Genomic DNA, 18,117 nt, shown 5'->3' on the forward strand with positions numbered 1-18,117 from the left:
CACACGACGGACGGGAGGTGGGCCCATCCCGCCGGTACCGGCGCGCCGCGCCAGCGGGGTGACGGCCGTGCCGGGAGGGACGGCGCACGACGCGCGCCGGGCCTCCCGTCCGTCTGCTGGTCACGTCCACGGCGTGACCAGCGTCGTCAGACGACCGCGCCGACGCGTTCGGTGAGCAGGTGCTCCTGGTCCGTCTGGATGCAGGCGACCCCGCGACCGTGCACCGGCTCGAGCCGGGGGTCGATCGTGCGGCACTGCTCCTGCCGCCCCTCGTCGAGGAGCTGGTACAGCGGGCAGCGCGTCCGGAAGCGGCAGCCCTCGATGCGCTCGGTGGGGGAGGGCAGGTCGCCCTGCAGCAGGATCCGGCCGCGCGCGGCCTCGGCCGACGGGTCGGGGACCGGCACCGCCGACAGCAGCGCACGCGTGTACGGGTGCTGCGGGTCCGAGAACACCGCGTCGCCGTCGCCGTACTCCACGATCCGTCCGAGGTACATGACCGCGACGTCGTCGGCGATGTGCCGGACGACGGACAGGTCGTGGGCGACGAAGAGGTAGGACAGCCCCAGTCGGTGCTTCAGGTCCTCGAGCAGGTTGATGACGCCCGCCTGCACGGAGACGTCGAGCGCCGACACCGGCTCGTCGAGCACGAGGATCTTCGGCTCGACGATGAGCGCCCGCGCGATGCCGATGCGCTGCCGCTGGCCGCCGGAGAACTCGTGGGGGTAGCGGTCGATGTAGCTCGGCTCGAGGCCGACGAGTTCGAGCGACTCCCGCACCCGGCGGCGGATCTCGTCCTTCGGGACCCCGTGCACGGTGAGGGGTTCGCCGATCACCGAGCCGATGTCGAGCCGCGGGTCGATCGAGGCCATCGGGTCCTGGAAGACGACCTGGATGTCCTTGCGGAGCGCGAGCCGGTCGCGCTTCGACAGTGCGGCGGTGTCGACGCCGTTCACCCGGATGGTGCCGTGCTGGGCGCCGGCGAGCTCGAGGATCTCCATGATCGTCGTGGTCTTGCCGCAGCCGGACTCGCCCACCAGACCGAGCACCTGTCCGCGCTTGAGCGTCAGGGAGATGCCGTCGACGGCGTGCACCTCGCCGATCTGCCGACGGAACAGCGCGCCCTTGGTGAGCGGGAACGTCTTCACCACGTCGTCGAGTTCGAGCACCACGTCGTCGCCGTGGTCGACGACCGCCTCGGGGACGTCGTCGGGGCGGGGGAAGATCTCGGACCGGGCGAGGGTGCCGGCCGCGATCTCGTCACGACGGATGCAGGCCGCGGTGTGCTCGTCGTCGGGGAGGCCGTTCGTGATCGTCGGCGTCGCGCCGGTGAGCACGGGGTTGTCGGCGCTCGGCGGCACGGTTGGCGCGACGAGGGCGGGTTCGCCGTCGCGGCAGGCGTCGATGACGGCCGGGCAGCGGTCAGCGAAGGGGCAGCCGGTCGGCTTCTGGGTGAGCAGGGGCGGGCGGCCGTCCAGGGGCACCAGCCGTTCGGTCCGCGCGGCGGTCATGTTCGGCATCGACCGGAGCAGCCCGATCGTGTACGGCATCACCGGTTCGCGGAAGAGCGGCTCGACCGGTGCCGTCTCGACGATGCGACCGGCGTACATCACGGCGACGCGGTCGGCGTTGCCGGCGACGACGCCGAGGTCGTGCGTGATGAGGACGACGGCGGCGCCGGTCATGTCCTTCGCGGTCTGCAGCACGTCGAGGATCTGCGCCTGGATCGTGACGTCGAGGGCCGTGGTCGGCTCGTCGGCGATGATGAGCTTCGGGTCGTTCGCGATGGCGATCGCGATCATCGCGCGTTGCCGCATGCCGCCCGAGAACTCGTGCGGGAACGCGTCGAGCCGTCGGGCCGGGTTCGGGATGCCGACCACGCGCAGCAGTTCCTCGGCGCGGACGCGGGCCGCCTGCTGCGTCAGGGCGCGGTCGTGCAGGCGGAGACCCTCGATGATCTGCTGCCCGATGGTGTACACGGGCGTCAGGGCCGACAGCGGGTCCTGGAACACCATGGCGATGTCCCGTCCGCGCAGGCGTGACAGTTCGCGGTCGTTCTGGCCCAGCAGCTCCTGACCGTCGAACCGGATGCTCCCGGTGACCTGGGCCGACGACGGCAGCAGCCCCATCACGGCCATGGAGGACACCGACTTGCCGGAGCCGGACTCGCCGACGATGCCGAGGAACTCGCCGGGTGCCACCGAGTAGTCGACACCGCGGACGGCGTACACGGGCTTGGACTTCGGGTTGAACGTGACCGAGAGGTCGGAGACGGTCAGCAGCGGCTCAGTCACGGTTGGCTCCGGAGGTGGGGTCGATGGCGTCGCGCAGGGCGTCGCCGAGGAGGCTCGTCGAGAGCACGGTCGCGACGAGGGTCGCGGCCGGCAGGACGAAGAGCCACGGGCGGGTGACGGCGGACTGGCTGCCCGCGGCGAGGAGCGTGCCGAGGGAGACGTCCGGCACCTGGATGCCGAAGCCGAAGAAGCTCAGCGAGCTCTCCGCCAGGATGGCGGCGCCGACGCCGAGCGTCGCGTCGATGATGAGCAGCGACGCCACGTTCGGCAGGATGTGCCGCCGGATGATCGTGAACGACGGGACCCCCATGAACCGGGCGGCCTTGACGTAGTCGCGCTCGCGCAGGGACATCGTCTGGCCGCGGATCACGCGGGCCATCACCATCCAGCTGAACACCGCGAGGCCGACGATGAGCGCGACCCAGGTCAGGTCCTTGAACACGGGGCTGAGGAGCACGAGTGCGTAGAACGACGGGATCACGAGCAGCAGGTCGATGACCCACACGAGCAGGCGGTCCGTGGTGCCGCCGAAGTAGCCCGCGATCGCACCGACGATCCCGGCGATGAGCGTGGCGGCCGGGCCAGCGATGAGCCCGATGAGCAGCGACTTCTGCAGCCCGACCAGGGTCTGGGCGTAGATGTCCTGGCCGATGTCGTTCGTGCCGAACCAGTGCGCGGCGCTCGGCGGCATGCCGAACGCCAGCCCGTCGGAGTCGACGGCGTTCCAGTGGTACAGGGACGGGCCGACGAACGCCCAGACGATGATGAGCAGCAGGGCGCCACCGCCGATGCGCGCGCGCCAGGTGCGGAACACCTTGCGCCACAGCGGGGTGCGGCCGCCCTTCGCCTCGATGACGTGTGCGGGGACGCCGGCGTCGCCGTCACCGGGGTCACCGGCGGTGGTCGTGGTCGTGGGGTCGAGAACAGACACGGGTCACACCCTCACTCGCGGGTCGAGCGCGGCGTAGAGCAGGTCCGCGAGGGTGCCTGCGATGAGCACGAGGATCGCCGTGAAGAGGATCGTGCCCGATGCCGCGTTGATGTCGTTGTTGCTGATGCTCTGGACGAAGTACTCACCCATGCCGTGCCAGCTGAAGACCAGCTCGGTGATGCTCGCGCCGGTCAGGATCAACCCGAACGAGTACGCGAAGAACGTCGACATCGGGATGAGCGCGACCCGCACGCCGTGGCGCATGATCGCCGCACCGCGGGTCCGTCCCTTCGACCGCGCGGTGCGGATGAAGTCGTTCGACAGCACGTCGAGCATCGCCGAGCGCTGGTACCGCGAGTAGGTCGCGACGGCACCGATGGTCAGCGAGATCGTGGGTAACAACAGGTGCACGAGCCGGTCGCCGAGCACCGGGAAGAACCCGCTCACCCCCGGGGTGTACTCACCCGTGAAGCGGATCGCCTGCGTCCCGACGCCCTGGTTCAGCATCGTCGCGAGGATCATCAGGATCACCGCGATGACGAAGGTCGGGGTGGCGAGCACCGCGAACGACAGGTACGTCGACACCTGGTCCGAGGTGCGGTACTGCCGGACCGCGTTCCAGACACCGAGCAGCACACCGAGGACCGCGCCGAGCAACGTGCCGATGACGAGCAGCCGCAGGCTCGTGCCGGACCGGGCGATGATGTCGGCCGTCACCTCGGTGCCGCGGGTGCTCATGCCGAGCGAGCCGTGCGTCACCAGGCCGACCCACCAGTCCCAGGTGCGGACGAGGAGCGGGGTGTCCGGATCGGCACCGAGCTTGCGGAGCGACGCGTCGATCGTGCCCTGCGGAACGGCGGGGTTGCGACCGAGGAAGCGGGCGGCCGGGTTGAGCGTGCTGCTGGCGAGGATGTAGCCGAGCGTGGTCGCCACGATCGTCAGGACGACGTAGTTGACGATCCGCTTTGCGATGAAGGCGAGCATGTACTTCGTGACCTCTGGGGTACGGCCATCCGTCCGGACAGCGTTGTCGGTGGCGACAGGTTAGCCGCTCGCGGCGGCGGGGTGGGACGTGGGAAGTGACGTTATGCAACATTCGTTACGAGCGTGTTTCGATTCCCGACACGACCTCTTGTGCTGCCCCTGGATGTGGCTATGGTTCTCAACCAACAGACGCGACGGCGGGGGCCGTGCGCGGTCCAGCGCTCCGGCGCGAACCACAACGAAAGGGAATCCTCGTCATGCGAAAGAGGATCAAGGGCATCGCCGTCCTGGCCACTGCCGCGGCCGCAGCCGTCGTGCTGGCGGGCTGCTCCGGCGGCGGGCAGGCGGGCAACAGCAGCTCCGCGGTGGCCGAGTCGTCGCTGAAGTCGACCGGCTGGACCGTCGCAGACCGCGCCGACGTCACCGACGGCGGATCGATCACCCTGCCGATCGACACGGCTCCGGCCAATTGGCAGCTGCAGAACCTGGACTCGGGGACGGTCGACGACAACACGATCTCCGGCACCTACCTGCCGAGCTTCATCCAGTTCAAGGAGAACGGCGAGTGGGAGGCGAACAAGGACTTCGTCGACTCGATCGAGCTGACGAAGGACTCGCCCCAGACCGTCGAGATCAAGATCAACCCGAAGGCCGTGTGGTCGGACGGCACCCCGATCAGCGCGAAGGACGTCATCGCGAACTGGAAGGCGCTGAACGGCTCGAACAAGGACTTCGCGCCTCTCGCCACCAACGTGTGGGAGGACGTGGACTCGGTCAAGCAGGGTTCCGACGAGCGTGACGTCATCATGACGTTCTCGAAGACCAACGCCGACTGGGCGTCGGTCTTCACGGCGATCTACCCGTACTGGGCCGTCGACACCCCGGACCACTTCAACACGGCGTGGGCCAAGGGCCCGTACGCGGCCGACGGCAAGACGTACGTCTCCGGTGGTCCGTACATCCTGAAGTCCTTCGACGCCAACGGCGGCGTCGTGACCTTCGAGAAGAACCCGAAGTGGTGGGGCGACGAGGGCAAGCTCGACACGATCGTCTTCAAGACGGTGTCCCGTGACGGTGTCGCCCAGGCGTACGCCAACAAGGAGCTCGACGCCTTCAACCTGAACGGCAGCGCCGACAACTTCAAGACGGCGAACTCGCGGTCGGACTCCAAGATCGAGCGCTCGCTCGGCACCACCTGGCGTCACGTCACCCTGAACGGCACGTCCGAGGTCTTCAAGGACCAGGACGTCCGCCAGGCCTTCGCACAGGCCATCAACCGCAAGGTCCTCGCCCAGGCGATCCTGTCGCCGGTGAAGAGCCCCGGTGACGTCCTGAACAACCTGGTGTACCTGCCGGGCCAGGAGGGCTACACGGACGACGCGTCGAGCGTCTACGGCTACGACGTCGAGAAGGCGAAGGGCAAGCTCGAGGACGCCGGGTACGAGATCGGCTCGGACGGCTACGCCACCAAGGGCGGCAAGCCGCTCGAGGTCCGCTTCGTGATCCCGTCGGACAACCCGAACTCGGCGAACATCGCGCAGCTCGTCCAGCAGCAGACGAAGCAGGCCGGCTTCAAGGTGACGATCGACACCGTGCCCACCGACGACTTCTTCACGAAGTACATCACCACCGAGACGCGTGACTTCGACGCCACGTACTTCGCGTGGCAGGGCACGCCGTTCCCGATCTCGTCGCTCAAGTCGATCTTCTACCCCGCCGACGCCGGTCAGAACTACGCCGGTGTGACGGACGACTCCCTCGGCGAGGCCTGGGACACGGCCAACGGCGAGCTCGACGCCGACGCCCGCATCAAGGACGCGCAGGAGATCGACAAGAAGATCGTCGCCGTCGCCGGCACGATCCCGCTGTTCGCCGAGCCGTACGCCTGGGGTGTGCGCAAGGACCTGGTGAACTACGGCCCGGCGCAGTTCCAGCAGTCCTCGGTCAAGTGGCAGGACGTGGGCTACACGAAGTAGTCACGCGGTCGCACCGACCCGGAACGACACCCTCGACGTCGCACGACGTCGGGGGTGTCGTTCTGCGTCCGCACCCGCCCTGCCCGGAGCGCCGGTCACAACCGCGCAGACGCCAACGACGCCGCGACGCCGAGCACGACCATCGCCAGGATCGTCCACCCGTGGGTGCGGTGCGTGATCGGTGCGGCGACGACGGTCGCCGGGGGCGGGCCCTCCTGCACGGCCGCGGCGGGCACGTGGGCGAGCACGCGCGCGGCCGCAGCCTCGACGTCGAGGTGATCCGGGCCTCCCGGCTGGTCACCGGAGCGCGCGACGAGGCGCGCGGTCGGGCGGGTCGCGATCCAGACACGGCGGACGCCCTCGCTGGTGACCACCTCGATGCCGTACTTCGTGCGCACCTCGGTGATCCGGGACCACGTGTAGGTGCTCGTCCGGCGGACGTCCACGATGCGCAGGTGCTCCGGGGTCAGCTCGATGCGGGGCCGCCACAGCGCCGCCCACCCGACGAACGCCACGGTCAGGCTCGGGACGATCGCGAGCCAGGGGGAGCCGCCGCCCACCAGGGCGAGCGGGACGAGCACGACGGCCACGACCCAGAGGACGAGGGCGAGACGGCGCAGGCCCGGGGCGACGATGGTGGTGTGCACCGGACGAGGGTACGAGATGCCTCCCCGGAGACGCCCGGGGAGCGGGTGTGACACACCGGCGCGTACCCTCGGACGACCCGATTCTCCGGGAAGGCTGATCCGTGACGGATCGCTCGTGCCGACCATGGTCGTCGCCCCCACTTCGGGTGTCAACACCCCCGTCGCGGCTGTTCGGCGAACCCTCAGCCCGTGGGCTAGGAGACGAGCAGGTCGATCTGTTCGCGGATGGTCTCGGCCTTCGGGAACCGCAGTCCGACCAGGCCGATGTGCCGCCAGCGCAGCACGCCGTCCGGACCGATCACGAACACGGAGCGGCGCAGGCCGATGCCCGGCGCCTGCACGCCGTACGCACGGACGACCGAGGCGGCGGTGTCACTCAGCAGGGGGAAGGCGAGCGACGCGTCGCGAGCGAACGCCTCGTGCGAGTCGAGGGCCTGCGGGCTGATGCCCCAGACGGTCGCCCCGAGGTCGGTGAACTCGTCGAGCTCGGCCTGGTAGCTGCAGAGCTGGGCCGTGCAGACCGCGGTGGCGTCGCCGGGGTAGAAGGCGAGGACGACGGGACGGCCGACCTGGGCGGACAGGTCGTACTCGTCGTCGGTGCGGACCCCGGCACGCACGATCATCCCGGGCAGGGTGAACGACGGTGCGTGCTCGCCGACCGCGGGGATGCTCATGGGTCTCACGGTAGGGCGAGGGATCGGTGGTTGCCCATCGGCGCGCTGGACACGGCCTGTGGATCGACCACGGGTGCGCTGGGTGGCTACGCGAACAGCCGGGGGAACGCGTTCGCGACCCAGGGGTAGCCGACGAACACCGTGGCGTCGAGCAGGCAGTGCGCGATCACGAGGGGGAGCAGTCGTCCCCACCGCGTGTAGATCCACCCGAACACGATGCCCATGACGGCGTTCCCGACGAAGGCGCCGAAGCCCTGGTACAGGTGGTAGCTCCCGCGCAGCAGCGCCGTGGACACGATGACCTGCCACCGTCCCCAGCCGAGGTCGCCGAGCCGCGCGTACAGGTAGCCGACGACGATGACCTCTTCTTGCAGGCCGGACCGGACCGCCGAGAGCAGCAGCACCGGGATCGTCCACCACGCCGGCTCGAGCGCGGCCGGGTCGACGGCCACCGTGATGCCGAGGGCGCGGCCGGCGAAGTACAGGCCGAGCCCGGGGACCCCGATGGCGAGCGCGATGAGCGCGGCGCCGCCCAGGTCGGGCCGGGCCCGGAACCGGTCGATGCCGAGCCGTCCGAGGTGCGGGCGGCTCGTGCTCCACAGCAGGAAGCAGACGAGCGCCACCGGCGCCAGGTCGACCGCGATGCCGAGCAGCTGCCGCGCCAGGTCGACGTACTCCACCGTCGTCGACGAGGTGTTCAACGCCGTGGACTGCTCGCCGAGCGGGGTCGGCTGCGCCAGGTCGTCGATGATCTGCAGGATCGAGTACAGGGCACTGGCACCGAGCGACAGGAGCAGGACGATCGTGATCTCGCTCCACGTTCGCCGTCGGCTCATGGGCTGTACTCCTGTCGGTTGCGAACTACCGGTAGACTGGCGTGTCGGGCGTTCCGCCCACGGGTGCGGTGCAGTCATGTCGCTGGCCCGACACTCTCCCAGAACCTGAAGGATGTCCTGTATGGCGCTCGCCACCCGGTCCGACCTGCGCAACGTCGCCATCGTGGCACACGTCGACCACGGCAAGACCACCCTCGTCGACGCGATGCTCACGCAGACCAACTCGTTCGACGCCCACTTCGAGGGCGAAGACCGCATGATGGACTCGAACGACCTCGAGCGCGAGAAGGGCATCACGATCCTCGCGAAGAACACGTCGGTGCTCTACAACGGCAAGCACGCGACGGAGTTCGGCTCGGACGGCCCGATCACGATCAACGTGATCGACACCCCGGGTCACGCCGACTTCGGTGGTGAGGTCGAGCGCGGCCTCTCCATGGTCGACGGTGTCGTCCTGCTCGTCGACGCGTCCGAGGGCCCGCTGCCCCAGACCCGCTTCGTGCTCCGCAAGGCGCTCGCCGCCAAGCTCCCGGTGATCCTGCTCGTCAACAAGACGGACCGCCCCGACTCCCGCATCGACGAGGTCGTCTCCGAGTCGCAGGACCTGCTGCTCGGCCTGGCCTCCGACCTGTCGGACGAGGTCGACGACCTGGACCTCGACGCGATCCTCGACGTCCCGGTGGTCTACGCATCGGGCCGTGCCGGTGCCGCGAGCCGCAACAAGCCGGCCGACGGCTCGCTGCCCGACAACGACGACCTCGAGCCGCTGTTCGAGGCGATCCTGCAGCACGTCCCGGCCCCGAAGTACGACGACGAGCACCCGCTGCAGGCGCACGTCACCAACCTCGACGCCTCGCCGTTCCTCGGCCGCCTCGCGCTGCTCCGCATCTTCCACGGCACCATGAAGAAGGGCCAGACGGTCGCCTGGGTCAAGCACGACGGCACCGTCGCGAACGCCCGCATCACCGAGCTCCTCATCACCAAGGCGCTCGAGCGCTACCCGGCCGAGTCCGCCGGCCCCGGTGACATCGTGGCCGTCGCCGGTTTCGACACCATCACCATCGGTGAGACCCTGAGCGACCCCGAGGACGTCCGTCCGCTGCCGACCATCACGGTCGACGACCCGGCGATCTCGATGACGATCGGCACGAACACCAGCCCGCTCGTCGGCAAGGTCAAGGGACACAAGCTGACCGCCCGCATGGTCAAGGAGCGCCTGGACCGCGAGCTCATCGGCAACGTCTCGCTCAAGATCCTGGACATCGGTCGTCCGGACGCCTGGGAGGTCCAGGGTCGTGGTGAGCTCGCGCTCGCCATCCTGGTCGAGCAGATGCGTCGCGAGGGCTTCGAGCTCACCGTCGGCAAGCCGCAGGTCGTCACGAAGCGTGACGAGAACGGCAAGCTGCAGGAGCCGTACGAGCACATGACGATCGACACGCCGGAGGAGCACCTCGGCGCGATCACGCAGCTCATGGCCGCGCGCAAGGGTCGCATGGAGAACATGACGAACCACGGCACCGGGTGGATCCGCATGGAGTTCATCGTGCCGTCGCGAGGCCTCATCGGCTTCCGCACCGCGTTCCTCACCGAGACCCGCGGCACCGGCATCGCGAACGCGATCTCGCACGGCTACGACGAGTGGGCCGGCCCGATCCAGACCCGCATCAACGGTTCGATCGTCTCCGACCGCTCCGGTGTGGTCACGCCGTTCGCCATCACGAACCTGCAGGAGCGGATGACGTTCTTCGTCAACCCCACCGAAGAGGTCTACGAGGGCATGGTCATCGGCGAGAACTCGCGCGCCGACGACATGGACGTCAACATCACCAAGGAGAAGAAGCTCACGAACATGCGTTCGGCGAACGCCGACTCCTTCGAGTCGATGACGCCGTCGCGCCAGCTCTCCCTCGAGGAGTGCCTGGAGTTCGCGCGCGAGGACGAGTGCGTCGAGGTCACCCCCGACGCCGTCCGCATCCGCAAGGTCGAGCTCGACGCGCAGGCCCGCCAGCGCGCCTACGCCCGCCTCAAGCGCCAGGACGCGTAGGCACCAGCACACGCGACACCCGCGGAGGCCCGTCCTCCGTCCGACGGCCCGGTCACCTGCAGCAGGTGGCCGGGCCGTCGTCGGTTGTACCGTGGTCTGCGTGACTCTCGACCTGCTCTCGATCTACCAGGACCTGCACGCCCACCCGGAGCTCGGCTTCCAGGAGCACCGCACCGCCGGTGTCATCGCTGCGAAGCTCGCCGAGATCGGTGGGATCGAGGTGACGACGGGCGTCGGCGGCACCGGCGTCGTCGGTGTCGTGTCGAACGGCGAGGGCCCCGTGGTCTGGCTCCGCGCCGACATGGACGGCCTGCCGGTGCAGGAGCGCACCGGCCTGTCGTACGCCAGCGAGCACACCGGCACCGACGACGAGGGCAAGGACGTGCCGACGATGCACGCCTGCGGGCACGACATCCACGTGACGTGGTTGCTCGGCACGCTGGAGCGCCTCGTCGCGACCACGGGGGACTGGCACGGCACGGTCGTCGCCGTCTTCCAGCCCGCCGAGGAGGTCATCTCCGGCGCGCGCGCCATGGTCGAGGACGGCCTGGTCGAGCGGTTCCCGAAGCCGGATGTCGTGCTCGGCCAGCACTCCGCACCGGCCCCGGTCGGCATCGTCGCCGTGGGCACCGGCCCCGTGATGGCGTCGAGCGACCGGTTGACCGTGACCTTCAACGGCCGTGGCGCGCACGGTTCCGCCCCGCAGGCGTCCCTCGACCCGATCGTCACCGCGGCGTCGGCCGTCGTGCGGCTGCAGACCGTCGTCGCCCGCGAGGTCTCGCCGAGCGACGCCGGGGTCGTGACGGTGGGCAGCTTCCACGCCGGCACGCGCGCGAACATCATCCCGGACACCGCGGTCATCGAGATCTCGACCCGGGCCCGCAACGAGGAGACCCGGCAGCGCATCATCGCCTCGATCGAGCGCATCGTCCGTGCCGAGAGCACCGCCGGCGGGTTGGCGGAGCCGACGATCGTCCGCGCGCCGGGCGCCGAGGTCACCGTGAACGACGCCGAGGCGGCCGCGACGGTGCTCGACGCCATCCGCACCGACGTGCCGGGGGCCCGCGACCTGGAGATCGGGCTGGCCATGGCGTCGGAGGACGTCGGCCAGCTCGCCACCGCCGCCGGCGCCCCGCTCGTCTACTGGTTCACCGGCATCACCGACCCGGAGCGCTTCCGCCGCGGCGAGGAGATCCCGAGCAACCACTCGCCGTTCTACGCGCCGCAGGCCGAGACGGCGATCCCGGTCGGCGTCGACGCGCTGGTCGCCGCGACGCGCGCCTACGTCGCCTGACGGGGGCCCACGCCGCCGGTTCCGTCGCGACGCGCCCGCGGCGCGGCGGCCGTGCCGGTGGGGAGGCCCGGGGCGGCCCCGCCGCGCACGTGACCGTCCCGGGGACGGGACGTTCACAGCCAACTCGCGCCGGGCCTCCCGGCTGGTCCGTTACGGTCGCGCCATGCGTTCCCTCCGTACCCCGCTGATCGCCGCCGTCGCTGCCGGCATCGCCCTGGCCGGACTCACCGGTTGCTCGTCCGAGGCCGTGCAGCAGGCCACCGACCTCGGGTCCTCCGTCGCCTCGGACGTGGCCGACGGTGTCGCCGGCATCGACGGCAAGGCGATCCAGGACGGCATGTCCTCGGTCGCGGGCGGTATCGACGGGGCGCTCGACACCGCGCTCGAGGGCGCGGACGTCACCTCGGACGGCGTGGTGCCGGACGGGTTCCCGTCCGCTGCCGTCCCGCTCGTCGACGGCACCGTGCTCGGCGGGGGAGCGGGACCGAACGGGTCCGGCTGGGTCGTGCAGGTCCGGGCCGGCTCCGTCGACGACTTCGCCACGGCCGCGCAGCAGCTGACCGACGCCGGGTACACCGAGTCGGCGAAGCGTGCGGACGGGTCGAGCGCGTTCGGCATGTTCCGGAGCGACGGGTACCGCGTGGTGCTGACGTTCTCGGAGAACCAGGACAGCGGCGGCGGCTCGGGCTCCGTGACGGCGACCTACATCGTCACGCCCCGCTAGTCCCGTACCCTGGAGACGATGTCGAAGGCCCCCGTCTCCCGCCCCGAGCGCGTCCTGTTCGTGCACGCCCACCCAGACGACGAGACGCTCGCGTCGGGCGGGACGATCGCCACCTTGCTCGAACTCGGCGCCGAGGTGACGGTGCTCACCGCGACCCGTGGCGAGCGCGGTGAGATGCTCACCCCGCAGCTCGCCCCGCTGGCCGGCGACGGCGCCCGTGTCGCCCGGCACCGGGAGACCGAGATCGCGGCTGCACTCGCGGCCCTCGGCGGCCCGCAGCACCTGTGGCTCGGCGGGCGCGGGGCCCGACCGACCGACCTGCCCGAGCGGCACTACGTCGACTCCGGCATGCAGTGGGGGCCGGACGGCCGCGCCACCGCGGCGGACGACGCCCCGGTCGACTCGCTCACCGCGGCCGACCTCGGCGAGGTCGTCGACGACGTCCGGGCCGCGATCCGCTCCACCGGCGCCGACGCCGTGGTGAGCTACGCCGACGACGGCGGCTACGGCCACCCCGACCACGTGCGGATGCACCACGCGGCCCGGTACGCCGCCCGCGCCGAGGAGGTCGCGTTCTCGATGATCGTGGACCCGGACGGCGGCCAGGCGGACGTGACCGTCGACGTGCTGCCGGTCCGGGCGAAGGTGCGGGCCGCGATCGAGCAGTACCGCTCCCAGGTGACCGTCGATCCCGCCGACCCGGTCAACCCGAGCACGCTGTCGTGGGTCATGCCGCACGGCGTCCGGCAGCAGGCGCCGGCGGTCGAGGCGTTCCGGCACGACGCCGAGGCGCAGCTGCCCGCCCCGCAGACGTACGCCGACATGACCGGCCAGGGCAAGGTCGCCGCCGTGGTCGTGTCGCTGCTGCTCGGCCTGGTCGCCGGCGCGCTCGGCACGGTGACCCACCAGCAGACGCTCGGCTCGTTCCCGGTCGGGCTGGTGCTCACCACCCTGATCGTGCTCGGGCTGACCGTGGGCCTGAGGCTGGTGTACCGGTCGCGCGCGATGGTCGCGGCGGCGGGCATCGGGATCCTCATCGCGACGCAGACGCTCGTGTCGGTAGGCGGTGCCGGTTCGCCGCTCGTCCTCGCCAACGCCGCGGGGTACGTCTGGACCTTCGCCCCCGCGGTGATCGCGGCCCTGGTGCTCGCCTGGCCGGACCTGTCGGGAGTGCGGTCCCGACCGACAGCAGGCCGCGGGTAGACTCGGACCCGCTCGTCGAAGGGAGCACCCGAACGTGACCTACGTGATCGCCCAGCCCTGTGTCGACGTCAAGGACCGCGCCTGCATCGACGAATGCCCCGTCGACTGCATCTACGAGGGCGACCGGTCGCTCTACATCCACCCCGACGAGTGCGTCGACTGCGGTGCGTGCGAGCCGGTGTGCCCCGTCGAGGCCATCTACTACGAGGACGACCTGCCCGAAGAGTGGGCCGACTACTACAAGGCGAACGTCGAGTTCTTCCAGGAGGTCGGCTCGCCCGGCGGTGCCGCGAAGGTCGGTGTGATCCACAAGGACCACCCGGTCGTCATGGCCGAGCCCCCGCGCGCCTGAAGCCGGTCAGCACCGTGGCGCTCGACCTGCCGGACTTCCCCTGGGACCAGCTCGTCCCCTTCAAGCAGCGCGCGGCGGCGCACGAGGGCGGCATCGTCGACCTGAGCGTCGGCTCGCCCGTCGACCCCACGCCCGAGGTCGTCCGCACCGCGCTGGCCGAGGCGACCGACGCGCACGCCTACCCGCAGGTCGCCGGCACCCCCGCCCTGCGCCAGGCCATCGCGGACTGGTACGGCCGCCGGCACGGCGTCGCGCTGACCGAGGCGAACACCCTGCCGACGATCGGCTCGAAGGAGTTCATCGCGGGGCTCGCGCTCTGGCTCGGCATCGGCCGCGGCGACACCGTGGTGTTCCCGGCGGCCGCGTACCCGACGTACGAGCTCGGTGCCGCCCTGGTCGGCGCGGACGCCCTGGCCTCCGACGACCCGGCCGCCTGGCCCGAGACCACGAAGCTCGTCTGGCTGAACTCCCCGGGCAACCCGGACGGCCGCGTGCTGTCGGTCGAGGAGCTCCGCCTCGCCGTCGCCCGGGCGCGCGAGCTCGGCGCCGTCATCGTCGGTGACGAGTGCTACGCCGAACTCGGCTGGGACGACGCCTACGCCACCACGCCGACGCCGACCGTCCTCGACCCCCGGGCCGTCGGTGACTCGTTGGACGGGGTCCTCAGCGTGTACTCGCTGTCGAAGCAGTCGAACCTCGCGGGGTACCGGGCCGCGTTCGTCGCCGGTGACGCCGCGATCCTGGCCGACGTCCTGACGGTCCGGAAGCACGCGGGGCTGATGCCGCCGCTGCCCGTGCAGCAGGCGATGGTCGTCGCGCTCGAGGACGACTCCCACGTGCAGCAGCAGAAGGCGCGGTACCGGGCCCGGCGGAACATGCTCCGACGGGCACTCGAGGGTGCGGGCTTCCGGGTCGACCACAGCGAGGCCGGGCTGTACCTCTGGGCGACCCGCGGCGAACCCGCGCTCGACACCGTCGACTGGCTCGCCGACCGCGGGATCCTCGTCGCCCCGGGCACGTTCTACGGTGCAGCGGGGGCCGAGCACGTGCGCGTGGCGCTCACGGCGACCGACGAACGGATCGCGGCGGCCGCGCAGCGTCTGGCGAGTGGACGCCGCGTGAACGGCGTCTGACGGACCGGCACCGCGCCTCCAGGCAGGCTCCGGCGGCGCGCGCAATCCGCGGTTCCCACCAATCCGTGACCACGGATGTGTGCACGAGCGACATGGGCCGCGATTAGGCTGTCCTCGTGACTGACACTGCCAACGACGCTCAGAAGACGGCCACACCGCCCACCACGCCCGTCCCCGTGAGCCCCGCTGCCGAGCAGCAGGGCGAGACCGCGACGCTGACGTTCCCGGGTGGCAGTGCAGAGTTCCCGATCCTGCCGAGCGTCGACGGGGCGTCCGCGATCGACATCTCGACGTTCAAGAAGCAGACCGGGATGAACACGCTCGACTACGGCTTCGTGAACACCGGGGCCACGAAGAGCGCCATCACCTACATCGACGGCGACCAGGGGATCCTGCGGTACCGCGGGTACCCGATCGACCAGATCGCCGCGAACTGCACCTTCCTCGAGGTCGCCTGGCTCCTGATCTACGGCGAGCTGCCGACGCCGACGGAGCTCGAGCAGTTCGACGCGCGCATCCGGCGGCACACCCTGCTGCACGAGGACCTCCGTCGTCTGTTCGATGCCCTGCCGCACTCCGCGCACCCGATGTCCGTCCTGTCGAGCGCCGTGAGCGCACTGTCGACGTACTACGAGGACGACATGGACGTCGACGACCCCGAGAAGGTCGAGCTGCAGACCGTCCGGCTGCTCGCCAAGCTGCCGGTCATCGCCGCGTACGCGCACAAGAAGGCCATCGGTCAGGCCTTCCTGTACCCGGACAACTCGCTGTCGTTCGTCGACAACTTCCTGCGCCTGAACTTCGGCACGATGGCCGAGACCTACCAGCCGAACCCGGTGCTCTCGAAGGCCCTCGAGCGGCTGCTCATCCTGCACGAGGACCACGAGCAGAACGCGTCGACGTCGACCGTCCGCATGGTCGGGTCGACGAAGGCGAACATGTTCGCGTCGATCTCGGCCGGCATCAACGCCCTGTACGGCCCGCTGCACGGTGGTGCGAACGAGGCCGTGCTCGAGATGCTGCAGCAGATCAAGGACTCCGGCGAGCCCGTGTCGCGCTTCGTCGAGCGGGTGAAGAACAAGGAGCAGGGCGTCAAGCTCATGGGCTTCGGGCACCGCGTCTACAAGAACTACGACCCGCGCGCCAAGCTCGTCAAGGAGTCCGCGCACGAGGTCCTGGACTCCCTGGGCGTGCAGGACGACCTGCTCGACATCGCGATGGAGCTGGAGCAGATCGCGCTCGAGGACGAGTACTTCGTCAGCCGCAAGCTCTACCCGAACGTCGACTTCTACACGGGCATCATCTACAAGGCGATGGGCTTCCCGCCGCGCATGTTCACGGTGCTGTTCGCGATCGGTCGCCTGCCCGGCTGGATCGCCCAGTGGCGCGAGCTGAACAACGACCCGCTCAACAAGATCGGTCGCCCGCAGCAGCTGTACGTGGGCGCGCCCGAGCGCGACGTCCCCGCGCGCTGACGCTCGGCGGCGTCGCTCTTGGTGCCGGCGGGGAGGCGCGGCGGGACGCCGCTCACCTCCGCCGAGAGGTCGCGGACGGTCGCCCGGCCGGCGCCGGAGCGACGGTTCGTGCGCCCTCGGCGCACGCGGACGACGTGTCGTGATCGCTCGCGGGGCAGGGCACTGGACGCGGCGGCCTGAAGGCCCGGCGGCGGTCTCGTGGACCGGCACCGGGCCTCCCGTGCGTGCGTCGAGCGGCGCGGCGCGGCGGGACGCGCCGTTCACCTCCGCCGAGTGGTTTCGGACGGTCGACCGGCGGGTGCCGCGGCGACGATTCGTGCGCCCTCGGCGCACGCGGACGACGTGTCGTGACCGCTCGCGGGGCAGGGCACTGGACGCAGCGGCCTGGAGGCCCGGCGGCGGTCTCGTGGACCGGCACCGGGCCTCCCGTGCGTGCGTCGATCGGCGCGGCGCGGCAGGGCGCGCCGTTCACCTCCGCCGAGTGGTCGCGCACGGTCGACCGGCGGGTGCCGGAGCGACGGTTCGTGCGCCCTCGACGCACGCGGACGACGTGTCGTGGCCGCTCGTGGGGCAGGGCCCCGCGCTACGCGTGCAGCGCCGTGTTGAGCTGGATGCCCTCGCCCGCGCGCTGCAGGGCCTCGACCGCGCCGCTGACGCTGTTGCGGCGGAACAGGACGTTCGGGGTGCCGGAGAGCTCGGCGGCCTTGACCGTCTTCGGGGTGCCGTCGGGGTTCGGTGCGGCGCCGACCAGGACGACCTTCGTGCCGGCGGTGACGTAGAGCCCGGCCTCGATGACGGAGTCGTCACCGAGCGAGATGCCGAGGCCCGCGTTCGCCCCGAGGAGCGCGCGCTCCCCGAGGGACACACGGTGGGTGCCGCCGCCGGACAGCGTGCCCATGATCGAGGCACCCCCGCCGATGTCGGTGCCGTGCCCGACGACGACGCCCTGCGAGACGCGGCCCTCGATCATGGCGTCGCCGAGGGTGCCGGCGTTGAAGTTCACGAAGCCCTCGTGCATGACCGTCGTGCCCGGCGCGAGGTGTGCGCCGAGGCGGACCCGGTTCGCGTCGCCGATGCGGACGCGGTCCGGCACGACGTAGTCGACCAGTCGGGGGAACTTGTCGATCGCGTGCACGGCGATGCCGGCGCGCTGCAGCTGGGGGCGCAGGCGCGTCAGGGCGTCGGGGTGCACGGGGCCGGCGTTCGTCCACGCGACGATCGGCAGGTGGGCGAAGACGCCGTCCAGGCTGATCGTGTTCGGCCGCACGTGCAGGTGGCTCAGCAGGTGCAGGCGCAGGTAGGCGTCCGGCGTGCTCGCCGGGGCGGCGTCGATCGCGATCTCGGTGGTGACCGCCTCGATCCGGACCTCACGGCGGGGGTCGTCATCGACGTGCGCCTGCAGCTCAGCGGGGAACACGGCGTCGACCGGCAGCGGTCCGAGGTGCGTCTCCGGGTACCAGGTGTCGAGCACCGTGCCGTCGGCGGCGATCGTCGCGAGGCCGTGGCCCCAGGCGTGGGTCGGGCGGTCGGTTGCAGTCGTGTCGGTCACGACA

The 18,117-nt window shown here is 70.7% G+C and carries 15 protein-coding genes; 8 read left to right on the forward strand and 7 right to left on the reverse strand.

Translation table 11 applies throughout. The features are described from left to right. Positions 1 to 146: 146 nt before the first annotated feature. The 3 genes from I8920_RS04075 to I8920_RS04085 are packed head-to-tail and all read right to left on the reverse strand — an operon-like array spanning position 147 to position 4,206. Positions 147 to 2,291 (reverse strand): dipeptide ABC transporter ATP-binding protein, encoded by a 2,145-nt coding sequence (locus I8920_RS04075; protein ID WP_198657902.1) that lies wholly within the window; start codon positions 2,289 to 2,291, stop codon positions 147 to 149. Then, entirely contained in the window at positions 2,284 to 3,222 is a 939-nt protein-coding gene (locus tag I8920_RS04080; protein ID WP_198657903.1) for an ABC transporter permease, read from the reverse strand. Before I8920_RS04080 ends, I8920_RS04075 begins: the two co-directional genes overlap by 8 nt. 3 nt (positions 3,223 to 3,225) lie before the next feature. After that, positions 3,226 to 4,206, reverse strand: coding sequence for an ABC transporter permease (locus tag I8920_RS04085; protein ID WP_198657904.1), 981 nt, complete (start codon positions 4,204 to 4,206; stop codon positions 3,226 to 3,228). A gap of 257 nt (positions 4,207 to 4,463) precedes the next feature. Here I8920_RS04085 and I8920_RS04090 point away from each other — a divergent pair, with 257 nt between their 5' ends. After that, a complete protein-coding gene (locus I8920_RS04090; RefSeq protein WP_198657905.1) occupies positions 4,464 to 6,182 on the forward strand; it encodes an ABC transporter family substrate-binding protein in 1,719 nt (572 codons plus the stop codon). Positions 6,183 to 6,277: 95 nt separating this feature from the next. Here I8920_RS04090 and I8920_RS04095 read toward each other — a convergent pair whose 3' ends face one another. The 3 genes from I8920_RS04095 to I8920_RS04105 form a co-directional block, all read right to left on the reverse strand. Then, positions 6,278 to 6,829: a PH domain-containing protein gene (locus I8920_RS04095; RefSeq protein ID WP_198657906.1), complete on the reverse strand. Its 552-nt coding sequence runs from the start codon at positions 6,827 to 6,829 to the stop codon at positions 6,278 to 6,280. A 194-nt stretch (positions 6,830 to 7,023) separates the two neighbouring features. Further along, complete coding sequence (locus tag I8920_RS04100; protein ID WP_198657907.1) at positions 7,024 to 7,503, reverse strand: peroxiredoxin; 480 nt, start codon at positions 7,501 to 7,503, stop codon at positions 7,024 to 7,026. 86 nt (positions 7,504 to 7,589) lie between these two features. Continuing rightward, complete coding sequence (locus I8920_RS04105) at positions 7,590 to 8,339, reverse strand: CPBP family intramembrane glutamic endopeptidase (RefSeq protein ID WP_198657908.1); 750 nt, start codon at positions 8,337 to 8,339, stop codon at positions 7,590 to 7,592. Positions 8,340 to 8,460: 121 nt separating this feature from the next. Between I8920_RS04105 and typA the strand changes: the two genes are divergently transcribed. From typA to I8920_RS04140, 7 genes are all read left to right on the forward strand, one after another. Beyond that, a complete protein-coding gene (gene typA / locus I8920_RS04110; protein ID WP_198657909.1) occupies positions 8,461 to 10,383 on the forward strand; it encodes a translational GTPase TypA in 1,923 nt (640 codons plus the stop codon). A 100-nt stretch (positions 10,384 to 10,483) separates the two neighbouring features. After that, complete coding sequence (locus tag I8920_RS04115; protein ID WP_198657910.1) at positions 10,484 to 11,677, forward strand: amidohydrolase; 1,194 nt, start codon at positions 10,484 to 10,486, stop codon at positions 11,675 to 11,677. Positions 11,678 to 11,840: 163 nt separating this feature from the next. Then, entirely contained in the window at positions 11,841 to 12,401 is a 561-nt protein-coding gene (locus I8920_RS04120; protein ID WP_198657911.1) for a hypothetical protein, read from the forward strand. A gap of 18 nt (positions 12,402 to 12,419) precedes the next feature. Further along, entirely contained in the window at positions 12,420 to 13,604 is a 1,185-nt protein-coding gene (locus tag I8920_RS04125; RefSeq protein WP_198657912.1) for a PIG-L family deacetylase, read from the forward strand. Positions 13,605 to 13,638: 34 nt separating this feature from the next. After that, positions 13,639 to 13,956 (forward strand): ferredoxin, encoded by a 318-nt coding sequence (gene fdxA, locus I8920_RS04130; protein WP_198657913.1) that lies wholly within the window; start codon positions 13,639 to 13,641, stop codon positions 13,954 to 13,956. Positions 13,957 to 13,970: 14 nt separating this feature from the next. Beyond that, positions 13,971 to 15,089, forward strand: coding sequence for a succinyldiaminopimelate transaminase (gene dapC, locus I8920_RS04135; protein ID WP_198657914.1), 1,119 nt, complete (start codon positions 13,971 to 13,973; stop codon positions 15,087 to 15,089). 176 nt (positions 15,090 to 15,265) lie between these two features. Beyond that, on the forward strand, positions 15,266 to 16,564 hold the full coding sequence (locus I8920_RS04140) for a citrate synthase (RefSeq protein ID WP_198658609.1): 1,299 nt from the start codon (positions 15,266 to 15,268) through the stop codon (positions 16,562 to 16,564). A gap of 583 nt (positions 16,565 to 17,147) precedes the next feature. Here the strand turns inward: I8920_RS04140 and dapD are convergent. Continuing rightward, positions 17,148 to 18,113: a 2,3,4,5-tetrahydropyridine-2,6-dicarboxylate N-succinyltransferase gene (dapD, locus tag I8920_RS04145; RefSeq protein WP_198657915.1), complete on the reverse strand. Its 966-nt coding sequence runs from the start codon at positions 18,111 to 18,113 to the stop codon at positions 17,148 to 17,150. Positions 18,114 to 18,117: the final 4 nt, after the last annotated feature.

The organism is Curtobacterium sp. YC1, assembly GCF_016267665.1.
In the GTDB taxonomy this organism is placed as follows: domain Bacteria; phylum Actinomycetota; class Actinomycetes; order Actinomycetales; family Microbacteriaceae; genus Curtobacterium.

Excerpts from the sequence above, each read along its gene's own strand:
- I8920_RS04085 (WP_198657904.1), bottom strand. The coding sequence starts at position 4,206 with ATGCTCGCCTTCATCGCAAAGCGGATCGTCAACTACGTCGTCCTGACG.
- I8920_RS04090 (WP_198657905.1), top strand. The coding sequence starts at position 4,464 with ATGCGAAAGAGGATCAAGGGCATCGCCGTCCTGGCCACTGCCGCGGCC.
- I8920_RS04100 (WP_198657907.1), bottom strand. The coding sequence starts at position 7,503 with ATGAGCATCCCCGCGGTCGGCGAGCACGCACCGTCGTTCACCCTGCCC.
- I8920_RS04105 (WP_198657908.1), bottom strand. The coding sequence starts at position 8,339 with ATGAGCCGACGGCGAACGTGGAGCGAGATCACGATCGTCCTGCTCCTG.
- typA (WP_198657909.1), top strand. The coding sequence starts at position 8,461 with ATGGCGCTCGCCACCCGGTCCGACCTGCGCAACGTCGCCATCGTGGCA.
- I8920_RS04120 (WP_198657911.1), top strand. The coding sequence starts at position 11,841 with ATGCGTTCCCTCCGTACCCCGCTGATCGCCGCCGTCGCTGCCGGCATC.
- I8920_RS04125 (WP_198657912.1), top strand. The coding sequence starts at position 12,420 with ATGTCGAAGGCCCCCGTCTCCCGCCCCGAGCGCGTCCTGTTCGTGCAC.